General features: G+C 65.7%; 16 protein-coding genes and 1 tRNA gene. 11 read left to right on the top strand and 6 right to left on the bottom strand.

The features are described 5' to 3' along the window. Positions 1-72 precede the first annotated feature (72 nt). The 4 genes from O8I58_RS18995 (at position 73) to O8I58_RS18980 (ending at position 3,630) form a co-directional block, all read left to right on the top strand. Positions 73-789 (top strand): AraC family transcriptional regulator, encoded by a 717-nt coding sequence (locus O8I58_RS18995; RefSeq protein WP_298323208.1) that lies wholly within the window; start codon positions 73-75, stop codon positions 787-789. Positions 790-912: 123 nt separating this feature from the next. Then, positions 913-2,253 carry a signal recognition particle-docking protein FtsY gene (gene ftsY / locus O8I58_RS18990; RefSeq protein ID WP_298319526.1) on the top strand — a complete coding sequence of 447 codons (1,341 nt, stop codon included), beginning with the start codon at positions 913-915 and terminating at the stop codon, positions 2,251-2,253. 71 nt (positions 2,254-2,324) lie between these two features. Then, on the top strand, positions 2,325-3,359 hold the full coding sequence (gene mutY, locus O8I58_RS18985; RefSeq protein ID WP_298323205.1) for an A/G-specific adenine glycosylase: 1,035 nt from the start codon (positions 2,325-2,327) through the stop codon (positions 3,357-3,359). A 1-nt stretch (position 3,360) separates the two neighbouring features. Further along, complete coding sequence (locus tag O8I58_RS18980) at positions 3,361-3,630, top strand: oxidative damage protection protein (RefSeq protein ID WP_298319524.1); 270 nt, start codon at positions 3,361-3,363, stop codon at positions 3,628-3,630. Here the strand turns inward: O8I58_RS18980 and O8I58_RS18975 are convergent. Next, positions 3,612-4,097 carry a DUF6491 family protein gene (locus tag O8I58_RS18975; protein WP_298319522.1) on the bottom strand — a complete coding sequence of 162 codons (486 nt, stop codon included), beginning with the start codon at positions 4,095-4,097 and terminating at the stop codon, positions 3,612-3,614. The two genes, O8I58_RS18980 and O8I58_RS18975, sit on opposite strands and share 19 nt — an antisense overlap. A 169-nt stretch (positions 4,098-4,266) precedes the next feature. Here O8I58_RS18975 and O8I58_RS18970 point away from each other — a divergent pair. The 7 genes from O8I58_RS18970 to dxs all read left to right on the top strand — a co-directional run bounded on the left by O8I58_RS18970 (position 4,267) and on the right by dxs (position 11,037). Continuing rightward, positions 4,267-4,342: transfer RNA gene (locus O8I58_RS18970), tRNA-Phe, on the top strand. A 174-nt stretch (positions 4,343-4,516) separates the two neighbouring features. Further along, positions 4,517-4,777 (top strand): hypothetical protein, encoded by a 261-nt coding sequence (locus O8I58_RS18965; protein ID WP_298319520.1) that lies wholly within the window; start codon positions 4,517-4,519, stop codon positions 4,775-4,777. Between the two features lie 158 nt (positions 4,778-4,935). Then, positions 4,936-5,478 carry a lipocalin family protein gene (locus tag O8I58_RS18960; RefSeq protein ID WP_298319518.1) on the top strand — a complete coding sequence of 181 codons (543 nt, stop codon included), beginning with the start codon at positions 4,936-4,938 and terminating at the stop codon, positions 5,476-5,478. A 58-nt stretch (positions 5,479-5,536) separates the two neighbouring features. Then, entirely contained in the window at positions 5,537-6,007 is a 471-nt protein-coding gene (locus O8I58_RS18955) for an LEA/WHy family protein (protein WP_298319516.1), read from the top strand. Between the two features lie 156 nt (positions 6,008-6,163). Beyond that, a complete protein-coding gene (locus O8I58_RS18950; RefSeq protein WP_298319514.1) occupies positions 6,164-7,954 on the top strand; it encodes an acyl-CoA dehydrogenase C-terminal domain-containing protein in 1,791 nt (596 codons plus the stop codon). Positions 7,955-8,298: 344 nt separating this feature from the next. Beyond that, positions 8,299-8,913 carry an HNH endonuclease gene (locus O8I58_RS18945; protein WP_345781317.1) on the top strand — a complete coding sequence of 205 codons (615 nt, stop codon included), beginning with the start codon at positions 8,299-8,301 and terminating at the stop codon, positions 8,911-8,913. A 210-nt stretch (positions 8,914-9,123) separates the two neighbouring features. Continuing rightward, positions 9,124-11,037, top strand: a complete 1,914-nt coding sequence (gene dxs / locus O8I58_RS18940) for a 1-deoxy-D-xylulose-5-phosphate synthase (RefSeq protein WP_298319509.1) — start codon at positions 9,124-9,126, stop codon at positions 11,035-11,037. 49 nt (positions 11,038-11,086) lie between these two features. Here the strand turns inward: dxs and O8I58_RS18935 are convergent, their stop codons facing one another. The 5 genes from O8I58_RS18935 to O8I58_RS18915 all read right to left on the bottom strand — a co-directional run bounded on the left by O8I58_RS18935 (position 11,087) and on the right by O8I58_RS18915 (position 15,613). Next, positions 11,087-12,103 carry a TraB/GumN family protein gene (locus O8I58_RS18935; protein WP_298319506.1) on the bottom strand — a complete coding sequence of 339 codons (1,017 nt, stop codon included), beginning with the start codon at positions 12,101-12,103 and terminating at the stop codon, positions 11,087-11,089. 123 nt (positions 12,104-12,226) lie between these two features. Further along, positions 12,227-12,724, bottom strand: a complete 498-nt coding sequence (locus tag O8I58_RS18930; protein WP_298319504.1) for a cupin domain-containing protein — start codon at positions 12,722-12,724, stop codon at positions 12,227-12,229. 30 nt (positions 12,725-12,754) lie between these two features. Continuing rightward, on the bottom strand, positions 12,755-13,534 hold the full coding sequence (locus tag O8I58_RS18925) for a WecB/TagA/CpsF family glycosyltransferase (protein WP_298319502.1): 780 nt from the start codon (positions 13,532-13,534) through the stop codon (positions 12,755-12,757). Positions 13,535-13,539: 5 nt separating this feature from the next. After that, a complete protein-coding gene (locus tag O8I58_RS18920; RefSeq protein WP_298319500.1) occupies positions 13,540-14,331 on the bottom strand; it encodes a polysaccharide pyruvyl transferase family protein in 792 nt (263 codons plus the stop codon). A gap of 85 nt (positions 14,332-14,416) precedes the next feature. Next, positions 14,417-15,613, bottom strand: coding sequence for a GumK N-terminal domain-containing glycosyltransferase (locus O8I58_RS18915; RefSeq protein ID WP_298319498.1), 1,197 nt, complete (start codon positions 15,611-15,613; stop codon positions 14,417-14,419). Between the last annotated feature and the right edge of the window lie 122 nt (positions 15,614-15,735).

Raw genomic sequence — 15,735 nt, 5'->3', positions numbered from 1 at the left:
CACAATCATCCGGCACGTGGCGGCACCGCCTATGCGCTAGGATCGATGCACGCACTTCCCAGCAAAAAGCCAGTGGACCCGATGGACGCCAACCTTTCCGGCCTTGAAATGCAGGCCCTGTTCGATGCGCTGCCCGAAGTGGTCTTCTTCATCAAGGACCAGGAAGGGCGCTACACGCACTGCAACCTGACCCTGGTGCGGCGCCTGGGACGCAAGCAGCGCGGCGACGTGATCGGCAGAACGGTGCTGGATGTCTTCCCCCTTCCACTGGGTGGCAGCTACCTCATGCAGGACCGGCGCGTGCTGTGTGGCGAGGTCATCGACAACCAGCTCGAAGTGCACCTGTATCCCAACCGCATGCCCGGCTGGTGCCTGACCTTCAAGCGCCCGCTGTGCCGTGGCGAAGAAGTGACCGGCGTGGTCGGCATCTCGCGCGACCTGGGCCAGCCGGACAACCGCCACTCGGCCTTCGAGCGCCTGAGCAAGGTCATGGACTACATGCAGAGCCACTTCGACGAGCAGATCCGGGTGCAGTCGCTGGCCAACCTGGCCGAACTGTCCGTGGCCCAGCTGGAACGCCATTTCCGGCGGGTGTTCCAGGTCACCCCGCAGCAGCTGCTGACCAAGCTGCGGATCGAGGCGGCCATGCGCCTGCTGCACGGCGAGGACAGCATCGCCAACATCGGCCAGCAGTGCGGATTTGCCGACCAGAGCGCGTTCGCGCGGCAGTTCCGCGCCACCGTGGGCATGGCCCCGCGCGACTACCGCGCCCTCAAGGGCCAGCTCTGAAGCACCAACCCTGGAGACCCGGCCCTGAAGGCCCGGCGGCGTGGGGCCGGCCGCGCACCCGACCCGCGCCGGGGCCTTACAGCCCGGGTGGTAGCATGGCGCCCCCTTAGAAATACCGCCTCCATGGTCAGTTTTTTCCGTCGAAAGAAGCCTGAAAACGCCGCACAGGCCGACAGCAGCACCCGGCGCTACAGCACCGAGGAACTGGCCGCCGCCTTCCCCGACGCCCGTCCGAGCTCCGCCCCGCCGGCCGATGCCGCTACCGCCCTCGAACAGGCCCGGCATGCCGCCGAAGCGGTGGACGCCGCTGAACCGGCAGCGCAGCCCATCGACACCCGGACCGCGCTCGAGCTGGCCGAGCCGAGCCAGCCCGACATCACGGCTCCCGGTTCGACCTCGCCCGTCGCCGTCGAACCGGCGCCAACACCTGCTGCTGCGCCGATAACGCCAGTCGTGACGCCGCCGGCCGCGCCCCCAATCGAAGCACCCGCACCGGCACCCGCCAGTTTCGCCACGACCGAAAAACCCGCGGCGCCGGCCGGCAAGTCCGGTTGGCGCGAACGCCTGCGCGGCAGCGTGTTCGCTAAAAGCTTTGGCGGCCTGTTTTCGCGCAATCCGAAGCTCGACGACGACCTGCTGGACGAAATCGAGACTGCGCTGATCACCGCCGATGTCGGCGTTGGTGCCACCACGGCGCTGGTCGAATCCTTGCGCAAGCGCATGAAGGCGCGTGAGTTCGCCGATGCCAACGCGTTGCTGGCTGCGCTGCGCGCCGAATTGGTTGCGATCCTGCAGCCGGTGGCCGTGCCGCTGGTCATCGACACCCAGGCCAAGCCCTTCGTGGTGCTGACCGTCGGCGTCAACGGGGTCGGCAAGACCACCACCATCGGCAAGCTGGCCAAGCGCTTCAAGGACGAGGGGCACAGCCTGATGCTGGCCGCCGGCGACACCTTCCGTGCAGCCGCCGTGGCCCAGCTGCAGGCCTGGGGCGAACGCAATGGCGTGGCCGTCGTGGCGCAGGGGCAGAACGCCGATGCGGCCTCGGTCGCCTTCGACGCGCTGCAGGCCGGCAAGGCCCGTGGCACCCAGGTGCTGATCGCCGACACCGCCGGCCGCCTGCACACCCAGACCGGCCTGATGAATGAACTGGGCAAGATCCGCCGCGTGCTGGGCAAGGTGGACCCCACTGCGCCGCACGAAGTGCTGATGGTCATCGACGGCACCACCGGCCAGAACGCGCTCTCGCAGCTGCGCCAGTTCCATGCCGCGGTCGGCGTAACCGGCCTGGTGGTGACCAAGCTGGATGGCACCGCCAAGGGCGGCGTGGTGTTCGCCCTGGCCCGCGAGTTCGGCATCCCGATCCGTTACGCCGGTATCGGCGAGCGCCCGGAAGACCTGCGCGTGTTCGATGCCGAAGCCTTCGTCAATGCGCTGCTGCCGGAAGCGCTAGGCACTGCCGCTTGATCGCAGTGCGCCTGTAGAGCCGAGCAAGCTCGACTCTACAAACCGCCGCAAAACGCCAGCGCGAGCCAGCCATCGACACCTTTGCCACCAAGCTCCTGAGCTGGTTCGACCAGAACGGCCGCCACGACCTGCCCTGGCAGCATCCACGCACGCCCTACCGGGTGTGGCTGTCGGAAATCATGCTGCAGCAGACCCAGGTGCGCGTGGTCATCCCGTACTTCGCGCGCTTCCTGGCCGCATTCCCGACATTGCCCGACCTGGCGGCTGCCACGTCGGATGAGGTGATGGCGCAATGGGCCGGCCTGGGCTACTACGCCCGCGCCCGCAACCTGCATGCCGCCGCCAAGCGCTGCGTCGAGCTGCATGGCGGTGACCTGCCGCGCGACTTCGACGCCCTGCATGCCCTGCCCGGCATCGGCCGCAGCACCGCCGGCGCGATCCTGTCGCAGGCCTGGGGCGACGCATTCCCGATCATGGATGGCAACGTCAAACGCGTGCTGAGCCGCGTCCACGGCATCGCCGGCTGGCCGGGATTGCCGGCCAACGAGAAGCAACTGTGGGCGCTCGCGCAGGCGCACCTGCCGGCCACGCGCCTGGCCGATTACACCCAGGCGCAGATGGATTTCGGCGCGACGCTCTGCACGCGCGCCAATCCGTCCTGCCTGCTGTGCCCGATCTCGGCTGACTGCGTGGCTTTCCGCGACGGCCTGACCGAAGCCCTGCCGACGCCCAAGCCCGGCAAACCGCTGCCAGAACGCAGCGCGGTGATGCTGATGGCCTTCGACACTGCCGGCCGCATCCTGATGCAGCGGCGCCCTCCGGTGGGCATCTGGGCGCAGTTGTGGTCGCTGCCGCAGGCTGACGACCTGGCCGGCGCGCGGCACTGGTTCGACGCGCACCTGGACGGCGCCTTCGACGATGCCGACGCACTGCCCGACACCCCACACACCTTCACCCACTACCGCCTGCACATGCAGCCACTGCGCTGGGGCCGCCTGACCGCGCGCGCCGCGGTGGGCGACAATGACGACCTGCGCTGGGTGGCGCCCGGCGAACTGGCTTCGCTGGGCCTGCCCGCGCCCATCCGCAAGCTTCTGGACGCCTGACATGCCCCGCACCGTGTTCTGCCAGTACGAGAAAAAAGAAACCGAAGGCCTGGATTACGTGCCGTACCCGGGCGAACTCGGCCAGCAGATCTTCGCCAACACGGGCAAGGCCGGCTGGACCGCGTGGCTGGCCCACCAGACCATGCTGATCAACGAAAACCGCCTGTCGCCCCGTACGCCGAAAGACCGCGCGTTCCTGGAAGCCGAACTGCGCAAGTTCCTGTTCGGCGAAGGCGCCGACAAACCAGCCGGTTACGTCCCGGAAGGCTGAGTCGTCGGCGCGCCGCTGCGTTCAGTCGCCTTGGCCTCACGCAGGGACTTCTGCGCCTGGCGCAGGGCTTTGACATCCAGCGGGCGGATCGTGTCGATCCGGCACGGCATGCGAAAGCTGTTATGCAGCCCGCCCAGCACCAGCACGTCATCAAACCTTGCGTAGACCCGGCTGCCCTGGTTGGTCACGGTAATCGCCGGTGCGCTATCCAGGTCCAGGCAGCGCCCCGGCAGTTCCAGTAGGAACGCCTGGCCCGGCCGCGTCCACACCGCCAGCGCCGTATCGCCCAGCGGCGCCCAGCCATTGAGCTGGCCGAAGAAAGTGAAGCTCTTGACCGGTTCGCCTGCGTGGGCGCGATATAGGTCCAGTTCCTGCGCATTGGTCAGCCCGGTGGTCGCGCAACCGGCACCCAGCAGCGACAGCACGGCCGCAGCGGAGAAGGAAAGCATTCGGGTCTTGTGGTTCATGACAGCGGCTTCCAGCAAGGGGAAACAAGGAATACGCCGATGATGCCGTGCCAGCCGCACGACCGCTGGAAACACGCCGGGTGACATTCAGCACACAGGTGGCTTGCCGGAATCCAACTTCGTCCGTATCATGCCGCCCTCGCTTCGGCTCGGCCGCAAGTGCAGCAACGGCCGGGTAGCTCAGTCGGTAGAGCAAGGGATTGAAAATCCCTGTGTCGGGGGTTCGATTCCCTCCCCGGCCACCACTTTGGTGGCACAGTTGAAGGCGTTACGCGAAGAAGGCTTGCAGCAATGCAGGCCTTTTTGCTGTGCGCGGTTCGACGCGACCCGCCTGGTCGGCGACTCTGGATGAGCCGAAACGAGGCGCTCATTACCGACACGCCAGCTGCCACGCAATGTCTTTTCTCCGAGGCATACTGATGTCTTCTTTCGGTAGCGGCAGCGGGTACCAGTTGGAACGCAGGATCGGGGATTTCGAGGTAGCCACGTCCTATCTCGTCGACACGCCAAACAAGTGCATGCGCGGGGTCCTGATGGTTTACGGGCCCACTGGCGCATTGCTGCGCACGATCCCTGCAACCGGGCCGTCCCTGTCCAAAGCGGACATGGAAGAACGCATGCGCCGCCTGCTGGACTCGATCACCCACTTCGAACCGGACGGCACGCCCCGTTATCGCTGAAATGCCCACGACTTCCCGGCCGGATCACGGGAAGGCCGCGGCCAAGTCCCCCAGACGGGATTGATACAGGCTCCGCTCCACGGGGGATCCAGCGCGCTATCGCCCACATGCCTGGGGCGTCCTCTAAGCTGTTCCCCCCACGTCCAGCGGACCATGCCATGCGTCCTGTCGCCCACTCACTCTGCCTGCTGGCGCTGGCCAGCCTGAGTCTCCCCGTACTCGCGGCGCAGCCGGTGACCTCGGTGCCGACACTCGATGTCTCCCGTTACGCCGGCCAGTGGCATGAGATCGCCCACCTGCCCAACGACTTCCAGAAAGACTGCGTCCGCGATATCACCGCCCATTACACCCTGCGCCAGGACACCAGGCTGGGCGTGCGCAATGCCTGCATCGATGCGAAAGGCGAACAGATCGTCGCCGACGGCGAGGCGCGCCTGGTCAAGGGCCACCCCGGGCAGCTGGAGGTGCGTTTCGCGCCCAAGTGGCTGTCCTGGCTGCCCATGGTGTGGGCGGACTACTGGGTGATCGACCTGGACCCGGACTACACCTGGGCGGTGATCGGCGAACCTGGACGCGACTATTTCTGGATCCTGGCGCGCGAGCCGTCCATGGATCGCGCCTTGTTCGAAGGCCTGAAGCTGCGCGCCAGCCAGATGGGCTACGACCTGTCCGGCCTGGTGGTGACTGGAACGGTGCGCTGATCCTCAGCGGGCGCGTTGTATCCTCGCCCGCTCATCGCTTTCACCGGGAATCCTGCGCATGACGCGTCGCCTGCTGCTGTTGCTCCTGTCGTGCACCCTGCTGGTCGCCTGCAACCGCGGCAACATCAAGCGCGTCTCCGCGCCAGCCGCCAGCCTGCAGCAGGTGAGCGTTGGCAACGACGGCCGCTGGAAGGTGGAACTGCGCCTGCAGAACTACAGCACCATGGCGATGGTCTACGACACCGTGGACCTGCAGGTCACGGTCGAAGGCCTGCCCGCGGGCACGCTCGGCAGCAGGCCGGCGTTCTCGATCGGGCCCAGCTACGCCGATGTGGTGACGATTGACCTGGCACCCACCCCGGAAGCGCGCATGGCCGTGGCCAACGCCCTGGCCGGCAACGGCATGCTGACCTATACGCTGAAGGGCAAGATCGCGGTGACGCCGCTGGACGAAAAGCCACGCAGCTTCGACATCGACATGCACAGCACGCTCAGCCCCGCCCCCGGCCTGCCCGGCGTGCTGCGCTGAACCTGCACGCGGCGCGGCAAACCGGCAGTCGCTGAAAACGACGTCAACCACGCCGCGCGATGGCCCACGGCCCGTCATCGCATTGTCCATACGCCGTAGTATGCTTTCGCGCTCGACGGGCCGGGAGGCGGCCCGCACCGTCCCGAGAGTGCCCGCATGAGCCGCTACCAAGCCCCGCTGAAAGACTTCCGCTTCGCCCTGTATGACGTGCTGGATGTCGAACCGCTGTTCGCCAGGCTGGGCTTCGCCGAGGCCACTCCGGACCTGATCGACGCGGTGCTGGAAGAAGCCGGCCGCTTCACCGGCACGGTCCTGGCACCGCTGAACAGCGTCGGTGACGAGGTCGGCTGCAGCCTGGACACGGCGACAGCCGACGTCACCACGCCGCCGGGGTTCAAGCAGGCCTACGCGCAGTTCGCGGAAGGCGGCTGGACCGGCCTGACCGCGCCGGTGGAATTCGGCGGCCAGGGCCTGCCGCATGCCGTTGGCGTGCCGCTGGGCGAAATGATCAATGCCGCCAACCTGGCATGGGGCAATTTCCCGCTGCTCTCGCATGGCGCCATCGAGGCACTCAAGCACCACGGCCAGCCATGGCAGCAGGAGGTCTTCCTCAAGCCGCTGGTGGAAGGCCGCTGGACCGGCACCATGTGCCTGACCGAGCCGCATTGCGGCACCGACCTGGGCCTGCTGCGCACCCGCGCCCAGCCGACCGGCGAGGACACCTACGCCATCAGCGGTACCAAGATCTTCATCACCGCCGGCGAGCACGACCTGGTCGACAACATCGTCCATCTGGTCCTGGCCAAGCTGCCGGATGCACCAGCTGGCGCCAAGGGCATCTCGCTGTTCGTGGTACCCAAGTTCAAGGTCGCGCGCGACGGCAGCGTCGGCGAGCGCAATGCCGTGCGCTGCGGTTCGATCGAACACAAGATGGGCATCAAGGGTTCGGTCACCTGCGTGATGAACTTCGATGAAGCCGAAGGCTATCTGGTCGGCCAGCCGCACAAGGGCCTCCAGGCGATGTTTACGATGATGAACACCGCGCGCCTGGGTGTTGGCCTGCAGGGCATCGGCCTGTCCGACCGCGCCTATCAGAACGCACTCGCCTACTCACGCGAACGCCTGCAGACCCGTTCCCTGTCCGGCGCCAAGTTCCCCGACAAGCCGGCCGATCCGATCATCGTCCACCCGGACGTGCGGCGCATGCTGCTGTCGATCAAATCGCTGACCGAAGGCGCGCGCCTGCTCGCCCTGCATGCCGGCACCCTGGTCGACGTCGCCCATCACGCGCCGGATGCCGCCGAGCGCGAACAGGCCGAAACCCTGGTGAGCTTCCTCACCCCGATCTCCAAGGCCTGCCAGACCGAATGGAGCATCGAGAACACCTACAACGCGCTGCAATGCTTTGGTGGCCACGGCTACATCCACGAACACGGCATGGAACAACTGGCGCGCGACGCCCGCATCACCACGCTCTATGAAGGCACCACCGGCATCCAGTCGCTGGACCTGATCGGCCGCAAGACTGCGGCCAGCGGCGCGGCCGGCCTGAAGCTGTTCCTGGGCCTGATCGAGCAGTTCGCCAGCGAACACGCCGACGATGCCGCGGCGGCCGAGTTCATCGCACCATTGCGCGAAAAAGCCACCGAATGGGGCACGCTGACCAAGGCCGTGTTGCAGCGTGCCGCCAGCAACCCGGAAGAACTGGGCGCGGCCAGCACCGACTACCTGTTCTATTCCGGCTATGTGGTGCTGGCCTACTGGTGGGCGCGCAGCGTCGTGGCCGCGCAGGGGTCAAACCAGGATGCCGCGTTCAAGCAGGCCAAGCTGGAAACCGCGCGTTTCTATTTCGCCCGCATCCTGCCGCGCACCCTGAGTCACGCGGCCGCGATCCAGTCCGGCGCCGAGCCACTGATGGCGATGAACGCCGAGCGCTTCGACGCCTGATGCCTGCGCTGGGCGTTCCCGTAGCCCGGATAAGCGAAGCGCATTCGGGGGTGACTCCACAACGTCATGCCCCGGGTGAGGCCTGTGGCCTTACCCGGGCTACCTCACTGGCGATGGGTAGCCCGTAGGAACAGTCCATGCCGCTTCGCCCCCATGGGTCACTCGTACGATGTGATGGATGCCGAGCGCTTCGACGCCCGCGACGGCCATTCCCGTAGGAACGAAGTACACAATTCGTCATTCATCAGGTATAACCTGTTTCCCCGATGGAAGCAGACACCGCTCAGCTTCATACGGATGACTCCGGAACCCCAGCACTGCTCGGCAGTGTGACGCCGGATGATGTGCACTCGTCCGCCTCGATCCTCTCCCCGCTTTCCCCACTGATCCGCCCTGCCAGCGTCCGCGTGCTGTCGCTCGATGCCCATGGCCGCGTGCTGGACTGGATCAACTGGCAAGACGCAACCTGCCTGTACGCGCGCGATGCCGTGGCCTGGACATTGGGCGATCCCTGCCTGACCGTGCGCGGCGGCACCAACCGCATGACCGGCCAGCAGAGCTTCATCGACCTGCACCCCATCGTCGCCTCACGCGGCCATGCACGCGCTGCGGGCCTTTCCCCGACGCCATCGCTGACCAACCAGGCGCTGTTCGCCCGCGATGACCACCTGTGCCTGTACTGCGGCCAGCAGTTCTCGCGCCAGCTGCTGACCCGCGACCACGTGCTGCCGGTGTCCAAGGGCGGCCGCGACATCTGGGAGAACGTGGTTTCGGCCTGTTTCCACTGCAACTCACGCAAATCCAACCGCACCCCGCAGCAGGCCAGCATGCCGCTGCTCGCCGTACCGTACCGGCCCAGCTGGATCGAGCACCTGATCCTGTCCAACCGCAACATCCTGGCCGACCAGATGGCGTTCCTGAAGACCCATCTGCCCAAGCGTTCACGCCTGTCGGCGTAAGCCCCTTTCGACTACCACGCGTGGAGCGGAGCTTGCTCCGCTGCTCTAAAGCGTGGATTGCCACAAGCTCGGCTCCACAGGGGCACGTGGCATGGATCTCACGGCGGGTTTCACGCCACCCCGACCCCGGGTGATCCCAGACTGAACCTCCTTGCTTGCCCCTCCCTCTTCCGGGGAGGAAAATACGCAGCTGCATTGCCGACAGCCACGATGATCGACTCCACCCGCTACCCTCGTCTTTCAAGGATTGAAACACCGGCCGACCTGCGCCGCTTCGACGAGGTCGAGCTGACGCCCATCGCCGATGAGCTGCGCGCCTACCTGATCGAATCGGTCGGCCGCAGCGGTGGGCATTTCGCTGCCGGCCTGGGCGTGATCGAACTCACCGTCGCCCTGCACTACCTCTACGACACGCCCAACGACCGCCTGGTCTGGGACGTGGGCCACCAGACCTATCCGCACAAGATCCTCACCGGCCGCCGCGACCAGATCCACACGGTCAAGCAGGCCGATGGCGTGGCGCCGTTCCCCAAGCGCGAGGAGTCCGAATACGACACCTTCGGCGTCGGCCATTCGTCCACCTCAATTTCGGCCGCGCTGGGCATGGCCATCGCCAATGCACAACTGGGCAACGGCCGCCGCTCGGTGGCGGTGATCGGTGACGGCGCGATGACCGCGGGCATGGCCTTCGAAGCGCTCAACCACGCCGGCGGCATGGAGTCCGAGCCCGACATCCTGGTCGTGCTCAACGACAACCAGATGTCGATTTCCGAAAACGTCGGCGCACTGACCCAACTGCTGGGCCGCATGAGTTCATCACGCACGCTCAATGCATTGCGCGAGGGCGGCAAGAAGCTGCTGGGTGACAAGCACAAGCCGCCGGCGCGCTTCATGCGCCGCTGGGAAGAACACTGGAAGGGCATGTTCGTGCCGTCCACGCTGTTCGAGCAGATGGGCTTCCACTACACCGGACCGATCGACGGCCACGACGTGCCGGCCCTGGTCGGCGCACTGAAGACGATCAAGGGCCTCAAGGGCCCGCAGCTGCTGCATGTGATCACCACCAAGGGCAAGGGCTACGAGCGGGCCGAAGGCGACCAGATCGGCTACCACGCGGTCGGGCCGTTCGATCCCAGCAAGGGCCTGCCGGCCAAGGTCGTGCCCGCGATCAAGAAGCCGACCTACACCGATGTCTTCAGCGACTGGCTGTGCGACATGGCCGCCGCCGATCCGCTGCTGCTGGGCATCACCCCGGCGATGCGCGAAGGCTCGGGCTTGGTGCGTTTTTCCAGGGAATTCCCGAAGCGCTACTTCGACGTGGCCATTGCCGAACAGCACGCAGTGACGCTGGCCGCGGGCATGGCCTGCGACGGCGCCAAGCCGGTCGTGGCGATCTATTCGACCTTCCTGCAACGCGCCTACGACCAGTTGGTCCATGACGTGGCGATCCAGGACCTGGACGTGCTGTTCGCGATCGATCGCGGCGGCGTGGTCGGGCCCGATGGCGCAACCCATGCGGGCAACCTGGACCTGAGCTTCCTGCGCTGCGTACCGAACATGGTGGTGATGGCGCCGGCCGACGAGAACGAATGCCGGCAGATGCTGTCCACCGGCTTCCGCCACGCGGGTCCGGCGGCGGTACGTTATCCGCGTGGCACCGGCCCTGGCGTGGCGATCGACACATCACTGGAGACGCTGCCGATCGGCAAGGCGCAGCTGCGCCAGCGCGGCCAGCAGGTCGCATTGCTGGCGTTCGGCGCGACCTTGCCGGCCGCCGAGCAGGTCGCGCGCGAACTCGGCCTGACCGTGGTCAACATGCGTTTCGTCAAACCGCTGGACCGAGAGCTGGTGCTGGAACTGGCACGCAGCCACATCGGCCTGGTGACGCTGGAAGACAACGTGGTCGCCGGCGGTGCGGGTGCTGGCGTGGCCGAACTGCTCAACGCCGAAGCCATCACCCTGCCGATCCTGCACCTGGGCCTGCCCGATGCCTTCCAGCACCACGCCAGCCGCGAACAGCTGCTGGCCGAAGCCGGCCTGGATGCCGCCGGTATCCGCAAGGCAGTGCTGGCACGCTGGCCGCAGCTGGCGACTGGTTCGGCTCCATTGACGGCAGCCGGTTGAGTTTCTCCTGCAGGCCGCTTCGATCGCGGCCTGCCTGCGCATTGGCCTGTCAGTATTCGCCCGGCGCCTCGACGGTGTAACCGCGCGCCTTCAGCTGATCCATCAGGTTGTCGCGCCCCAGCACCAGACCGATCGGCAGCAGGCCCACGGTGCTGGCATTCCTGGACAGCGCCGTCTCGGCCTTCTGCAGCCACAGCTGCAGCGACTGCTGGCGCAGGTTGCCAACCCCGAACTTGCGCGCGATCGCACTCTCACTGATCGCCGTCTGGCAGGCCGCGTACTGGCTGGTCTGCGGACTGTTCCGCAGCGCATCCACGTCGCCCACCGCCCAGGCATTGGCCTGGTCGCGCATGGTATCGATCTCGCGATCGATCACCTCCAGCGTGCGCACGAAGCAGGTCTGGTCTTCCAGGCCGGTGCGCTGGAACTCCTTGATGGCCGCCTTCGGATCATCCAGGCGCGCCGTACTGGTGGCATCGGTGATCGTCAGGTTGCCGCGTTTGGCGAGCTTCTCCACCTGCCCGCGCACCGGGTTGCCCATCGTCAGGCCGGAGCGCTTCATCGCCGCCATGTAGAGCTCGGTCGCAGCGAAGATCGGCCGCCACTGCTCGATGCCCTTGTCACTGCCGATGTAACGCGCCTTCAGCACGCTCCAGCGGGCGTACTGATCGGCCGGCACCACGTCCTGCAAGGTCTTGCCATCCGGGTTCTTGCGCGCCTTCAGCAACGCCGGGATCAGGAACAGGCTGCGGAACATGCCGCGCCCGGTGTCGAGCGACAGCGTTGGCGGCAGCAGCAGTTCCTGCGACTGGGCGATGGCCTGTTCCACATCCTGCGAGCGCCATTCCATCTTCTTCGGCAGGGGTGCAAGCGTGCCCAATACCCACAGCACGTGGCCATCGCGGCTCACCTTCCACAAACCGGGCCCTGGCTGTATGCCGGAAACCATCATCGGTGCCAGGTCGGTGATCGCTGGCTCGACCTGTGTTGTTGAAGGCTGCGGCGCGACCTGCTCCTGCGCGCCAGCCAACGCTGGCAGGAGGGCCATCGCGATCATGCCTGCCATCGCACACCGCATCCAGATCCATCTCGATGACATCACTGCGTCCTACGCTAGTGGAAGAGGACGCCAATGTAGCGGCGATTCCCCGCCATCGGTGGCCGCCAGGCCGACCGCACACATGTCCGGTTAAAGCGCATCCAGCGCGCGCAACCGCGCGGCAATCTCCGGCACGGTTTCGATCAGGGCGAAACCTTCCCACTCGAATCCGGGCGTGACCACGCAGTTGACCAGGCTCCAGGGCGCCGCCGTCCACGCTCGCTGCCAGCAACCGGCCGGCACCGCATGGAAGGCGACCATATCGACGCCCCCCGCGTCCTGCACGGCCAGCGTGTCGCCAAGCGAGAACGACTGCACCGCATCTGCCTGCGGATCGAAGACCTGCAGGCACAACGCGTCGCCGGCGCGCCAGAACCAGAGCTCATCGGCATCCACGCGATGCCACTGGCTGCACTGCCCTTCCTTCAGCAGGAAGTCGATCGCAGTCGAAGCCGCACGCACGCGATTCCCACACTGCACCTGCAATGCGGCTTCATGGATGCGACGGAAGTGTCCCCCTTCCGGGTGCGGCGCCAACTGCAGGCGCTGGATCAGCGCATCAGCGGAAACAGTCTTCGTATCAGGCATGCGCCAGCATCGCTGCCACGCCCGATCGATTCAAGCGCCAGTGATATGCCGCGCCCGGATGCAGACACCGAAGAACGTGAAAAGATCCACCGAATAACGCTTCAGCAGCCGGCGCGGTTCCAACATCAGGCGGAACGCCCACTCCATGTGGATGCGCTGCACCCAACCCGGCGCGCGCCGCGCGTTACCCGACAGGAAGTCCAGCAACGCGCCGACGCCGAAGGCCAGCGGCGCTTCCAGCTGATCGCTGTGCTCCAGGAGCCAGCGCTCCTGGATCGGATTGCCCAGGGCCACCAGCAGCACATCGGGACGTGCGGCATTGATCGTCTCCACCAGCCGGCCAGCCTCAGCGCGCATCTGCCCGTAACCATCGCAGACGCCCACCACCTCCTGCCCCAGCGAATCCCGCAACGTCGCCGCTGCCGCATCGCCAATCCCCGGCTTGCCGCCCAACAGGAAGAAACGCAGCGGACGCGAACTATGCCTGCACAGGCTCGGGATCAGGTCAGTCCCGTTGAGGTTTTCGAAGAATCGCTGGCGATGGATCATCATCGCCGCCAGATCCAGGCCAATGCCATCGTTGACGATGGTGACCGATGGGTCCTGCAGCGGCTCCCGCAGTCCGCGGCATTCGACCACGAAATTCGTATTGGCGAAGAAGACGCGTCGGCGCCCCCCGCCCGGCTCCAGGCACGCCAGCAGAGTCGCGACAAACGGCGCCAGGCGCGTCCTGAGGATCGGGTATCCCCCCAGCCAGAGCACCTCATCCTGCGAGGCAACGCCCGCCTCTTCGGCTGAAACCAGCGACATCGGCATTACCAGAGATCGTAAGGGAAAGTGCCCATCAGCCCATCCTGGATGGATGCCAGGTCGAAGCGACCATTGCCACCAATATCCAGGCATTCCTCCACGGAATTTCCAGAGCGCCACTGCATGCGTCCCGTGCCCGCATAGTAATCGTCGTACTTGAAACGGTCCTCTCCATTGCCCCAGTCCAGATAGACCGCGGGAATCCCATAGGCTTCGGCCAGGATCACGCCATGCAGCGAACTGCTGACGACGTATTCGGCCTCGAGCAACTGCCGCACGAACGCCGCCGGCTCGATCCTGGGAGAAACCAGCACCTCTTCGTACCCCTTGTACTTGTCGAGGGACTCGTTGAAATGCGGCACCACGACGAACGGCTTCCTGGCATTGCCTCCCTGCAACAGCGCCGCGTCGAACAGGCGCGGCATCAACAGTGCGGGATCTCCATAGACCTCCGGCACGACGATGCCCCGGTTCTGTAGGAAGGTTCGCGTCTTCGGACCGCGCACGGCCCGGACATCGAGCGAGGTGAATCGATGTGTGCTCTCGGGAATCTTGCCATTGATGCCCGTCCCCCAGATCACCTCGTCGCCCTCGGCGAAATGCATGACCGAACCGATGCAGAGCAGTCGCGGCGTTCCCCGGCGCTTGCGCAACAGGTTGGTATCACGCAGCGACAGGATCGCCGACACCAGCACCTTGGACAGGTGATCGCCTACGTTGACGGACCCATCCTTTGGCTTCCACCAGAAAAGCGATTTTCGCTCCTGGCGCTCCACAAGGCCTTCGATCAACGCCATACAACACACTCCTGTTTTTGCTGCCTCCCCCAAGGCAATCGGTGAAAAAAGAATAAGAACGGCACCGCCGCAGCCGGTGGCGCCACTACTGTTCCAGGTGGGTTTCCGGATAACGCTCCGGCTCCAACAGGCGATCGGTCGTCTGCGGCCAATCCAGGCATTCGCGATACCGGATGTGCGGGGCCTCCAGCGCCTGCTGGATCGCACCACGGATCGAATCGGCATCGCCCGGCGTATAGCCGAAGCGCGAGGCATAGGTCCCGACGACCGCATAGGGGCAAACCGCCGGCAATCCGAAGAAATCGTACTGCAGCAGTTTCATCGAGCTGTCGGCCAGATACGCAGGCACCTGTTCGGACGAATACGGTGCGATGCCGAAACGCGCATGCTTGATGTAGCGCACCACCTCGGCATGCTTCATCTCGCCGTAGACCACCACGTTGGAGCCGTAGCCAGGCATGCCACCACGTCCGGAACCAATCACGTGGAAGGTCACCTCCGGGAATGCATGACTGGCCTGCGCGATGAATTCCGGATCGAACAACATCGAGCCGACCGACACCGCGTGGATGCCTTCGGCCGGATAGGGCGACGGATCGCCCATCTCATCAAGCCCGGGATCCACGCCATGCCCCACGTGATAGACGTTGTGCTGGCTATTGATTTCGTCGGCCATGACCGGCGACACCAGCGCGATGGCATCCAACGTGCCACAGACCTCATCGAACTCGCGTGCGATGAACTCCGCGACCTCGATCGTGCTCAATCCATCGGAAGCGCGGTAGACCAGTCGTGCCTTCGGATTCAGGCGCTTGGCCAGGCGAATGAAGGCCACGGCCGTGCCGCTTTCCAGCACGATCACATCTGATTCGCGAATCCACTGTTCGAGGATCGCCGGTGGATTCTGCGAATACATGCGGAACATCGCATTCTCGACCGGACGCAACCAGCGGCGACGGGTATTGAACGGATGGACCAGCGTGCGCCACAGATAGCACTCGACACCCTTGTGCTTGACGATGGTGTTGGCCGTTTCGTCCAGTGGCAGGCGCATGTCGTGCTTGAGCCGCGAAAGCCGGCTGTAGCGCAGCGAGAAGAAGCGCGTCGTACCCCGCTTGGCCAGCTCATCGGTGATGAAATGGATATTGGCGCGGCGCGGCGTGCGGTAGTCATGCGCGGACAGGACCAGGTAGCGCTGTGCGCTGCGCGTCGCGGGGTCCTGCATGGGTGGAACAGGTCGAAGCAATGGTTCGGCGACTGCGGGGGATTCAGAAACCGACATGGGGATGTCCTCGTCAGGGTCGAGTCGGGGGATGGACATGGCGAGACCAAGCACTCAATGCTGCCACCGCCATGACGGAACTAGCTGACCCGCTCGACAACACGCGGTACAACCGAGAAGTG

This window comes from Pseudoxanthomonas sp., from assembly GCF_027498035.1.
Lineage (GTDB): Bacteria > Pseudomonadota > Gammaproteobacteria > Xanthomonadales > Xanthomonadaceae > Pseudoxanthomonas_A.
Note: the sequence above shows the minus strand (reverse complement) of the source record. Positions and strands in the feature narration are given on the sequence as shown.

Coding starts and splice junctions, on each gene's coding strand:
- ftsY (WP_298319526.1), top strand. CDS start 913: ATGGTCAGTTTTTTCCGTCGAAAGAAGCCTGAAAACGCCGCACAGGCC.
- O8I58_RS18930 (WP_298319504.1), bottom strand. CDS start 12,724: ATGCCTGATACGAAGACTGTTTCCGCTGATGCGCTGATCCAGCGCCTG.
- O8I58_RS18950 (WP_298319514.1), top strand. CDS start 6,164: ATGAGCCGCTACCAAGCCCCGCTGAAAGACTTCCGCTTCGCCCTGTAT.
- dxs (WP_298319509.1), top strand. CDS start 9,124: ATGATCGACTCCACCCGCTACCCTCGTCTTTCAAGGATTGAAACACCG.
- O8I58_RS18915 (WP_298319498.1), bottom strand. CDS start 15,613: ATGTCGGTTTCTGAATCCCCCGCAGTCGCCGAACCATTGCTTCGACCT.
- O8I58_RS18925 (WP_298319502.1), bottom strand. CDS start 13,534: ATGTCGCTGGTTTCAGCCGAAGAGGCGGGCGTTGCCTCGCAGGATGAG.
- O8I58_RS18965 (WP_298319520.1), top strand. CDS start 4,517: ATGTCTTCTTTCGGTAGCGGCAGCGGGTACCAGTTGGAACGCAGGATC.
- O8I58_RS18975 (WP_298319522.1), bottom strand. CDS start 4,097: ATGAACCACAAGACCCGAATGCTTTCCTTCTCCGCTGCGGCCGTGCTG.
- O8I58_RS18980 (WP_298319524.1), top strand. CDS start 3,361: ATGCCCCGCACCGTGTTCTGCCAGTACGAGAAAAAAGAAACCGAAGGC.
- O8I58_RS18960 (WP_298319518.1), top strand. CDS start 4,936: ATGCGTCCTGTCGCCCACTCACTCTGCCTGCTGGCGCTGGCCAGCCTG.
- O8I58_RS18935 (WP_298319506.1), bottom strand. CDS start 12,103: ATGGCAGGCATGATCGCGATGGCCCTCCTGCCAGCGTTGGCTGGCGCG.
- O8I58_RS18955 (WP_298319516.1), top strand. CDS start 5,537: ATGACGCGTCGCCTGCTGCTGTTGCTCCTGTCGTGCACCCTGCTGGTC.
- O8I58_RS18920 (WP_298319500.1), bottom strand. CDS start 14,331: ATGGCGTTGATCGAAGGCCTTGTGGAGCGCCAGGAGCGAAAATCGCTT.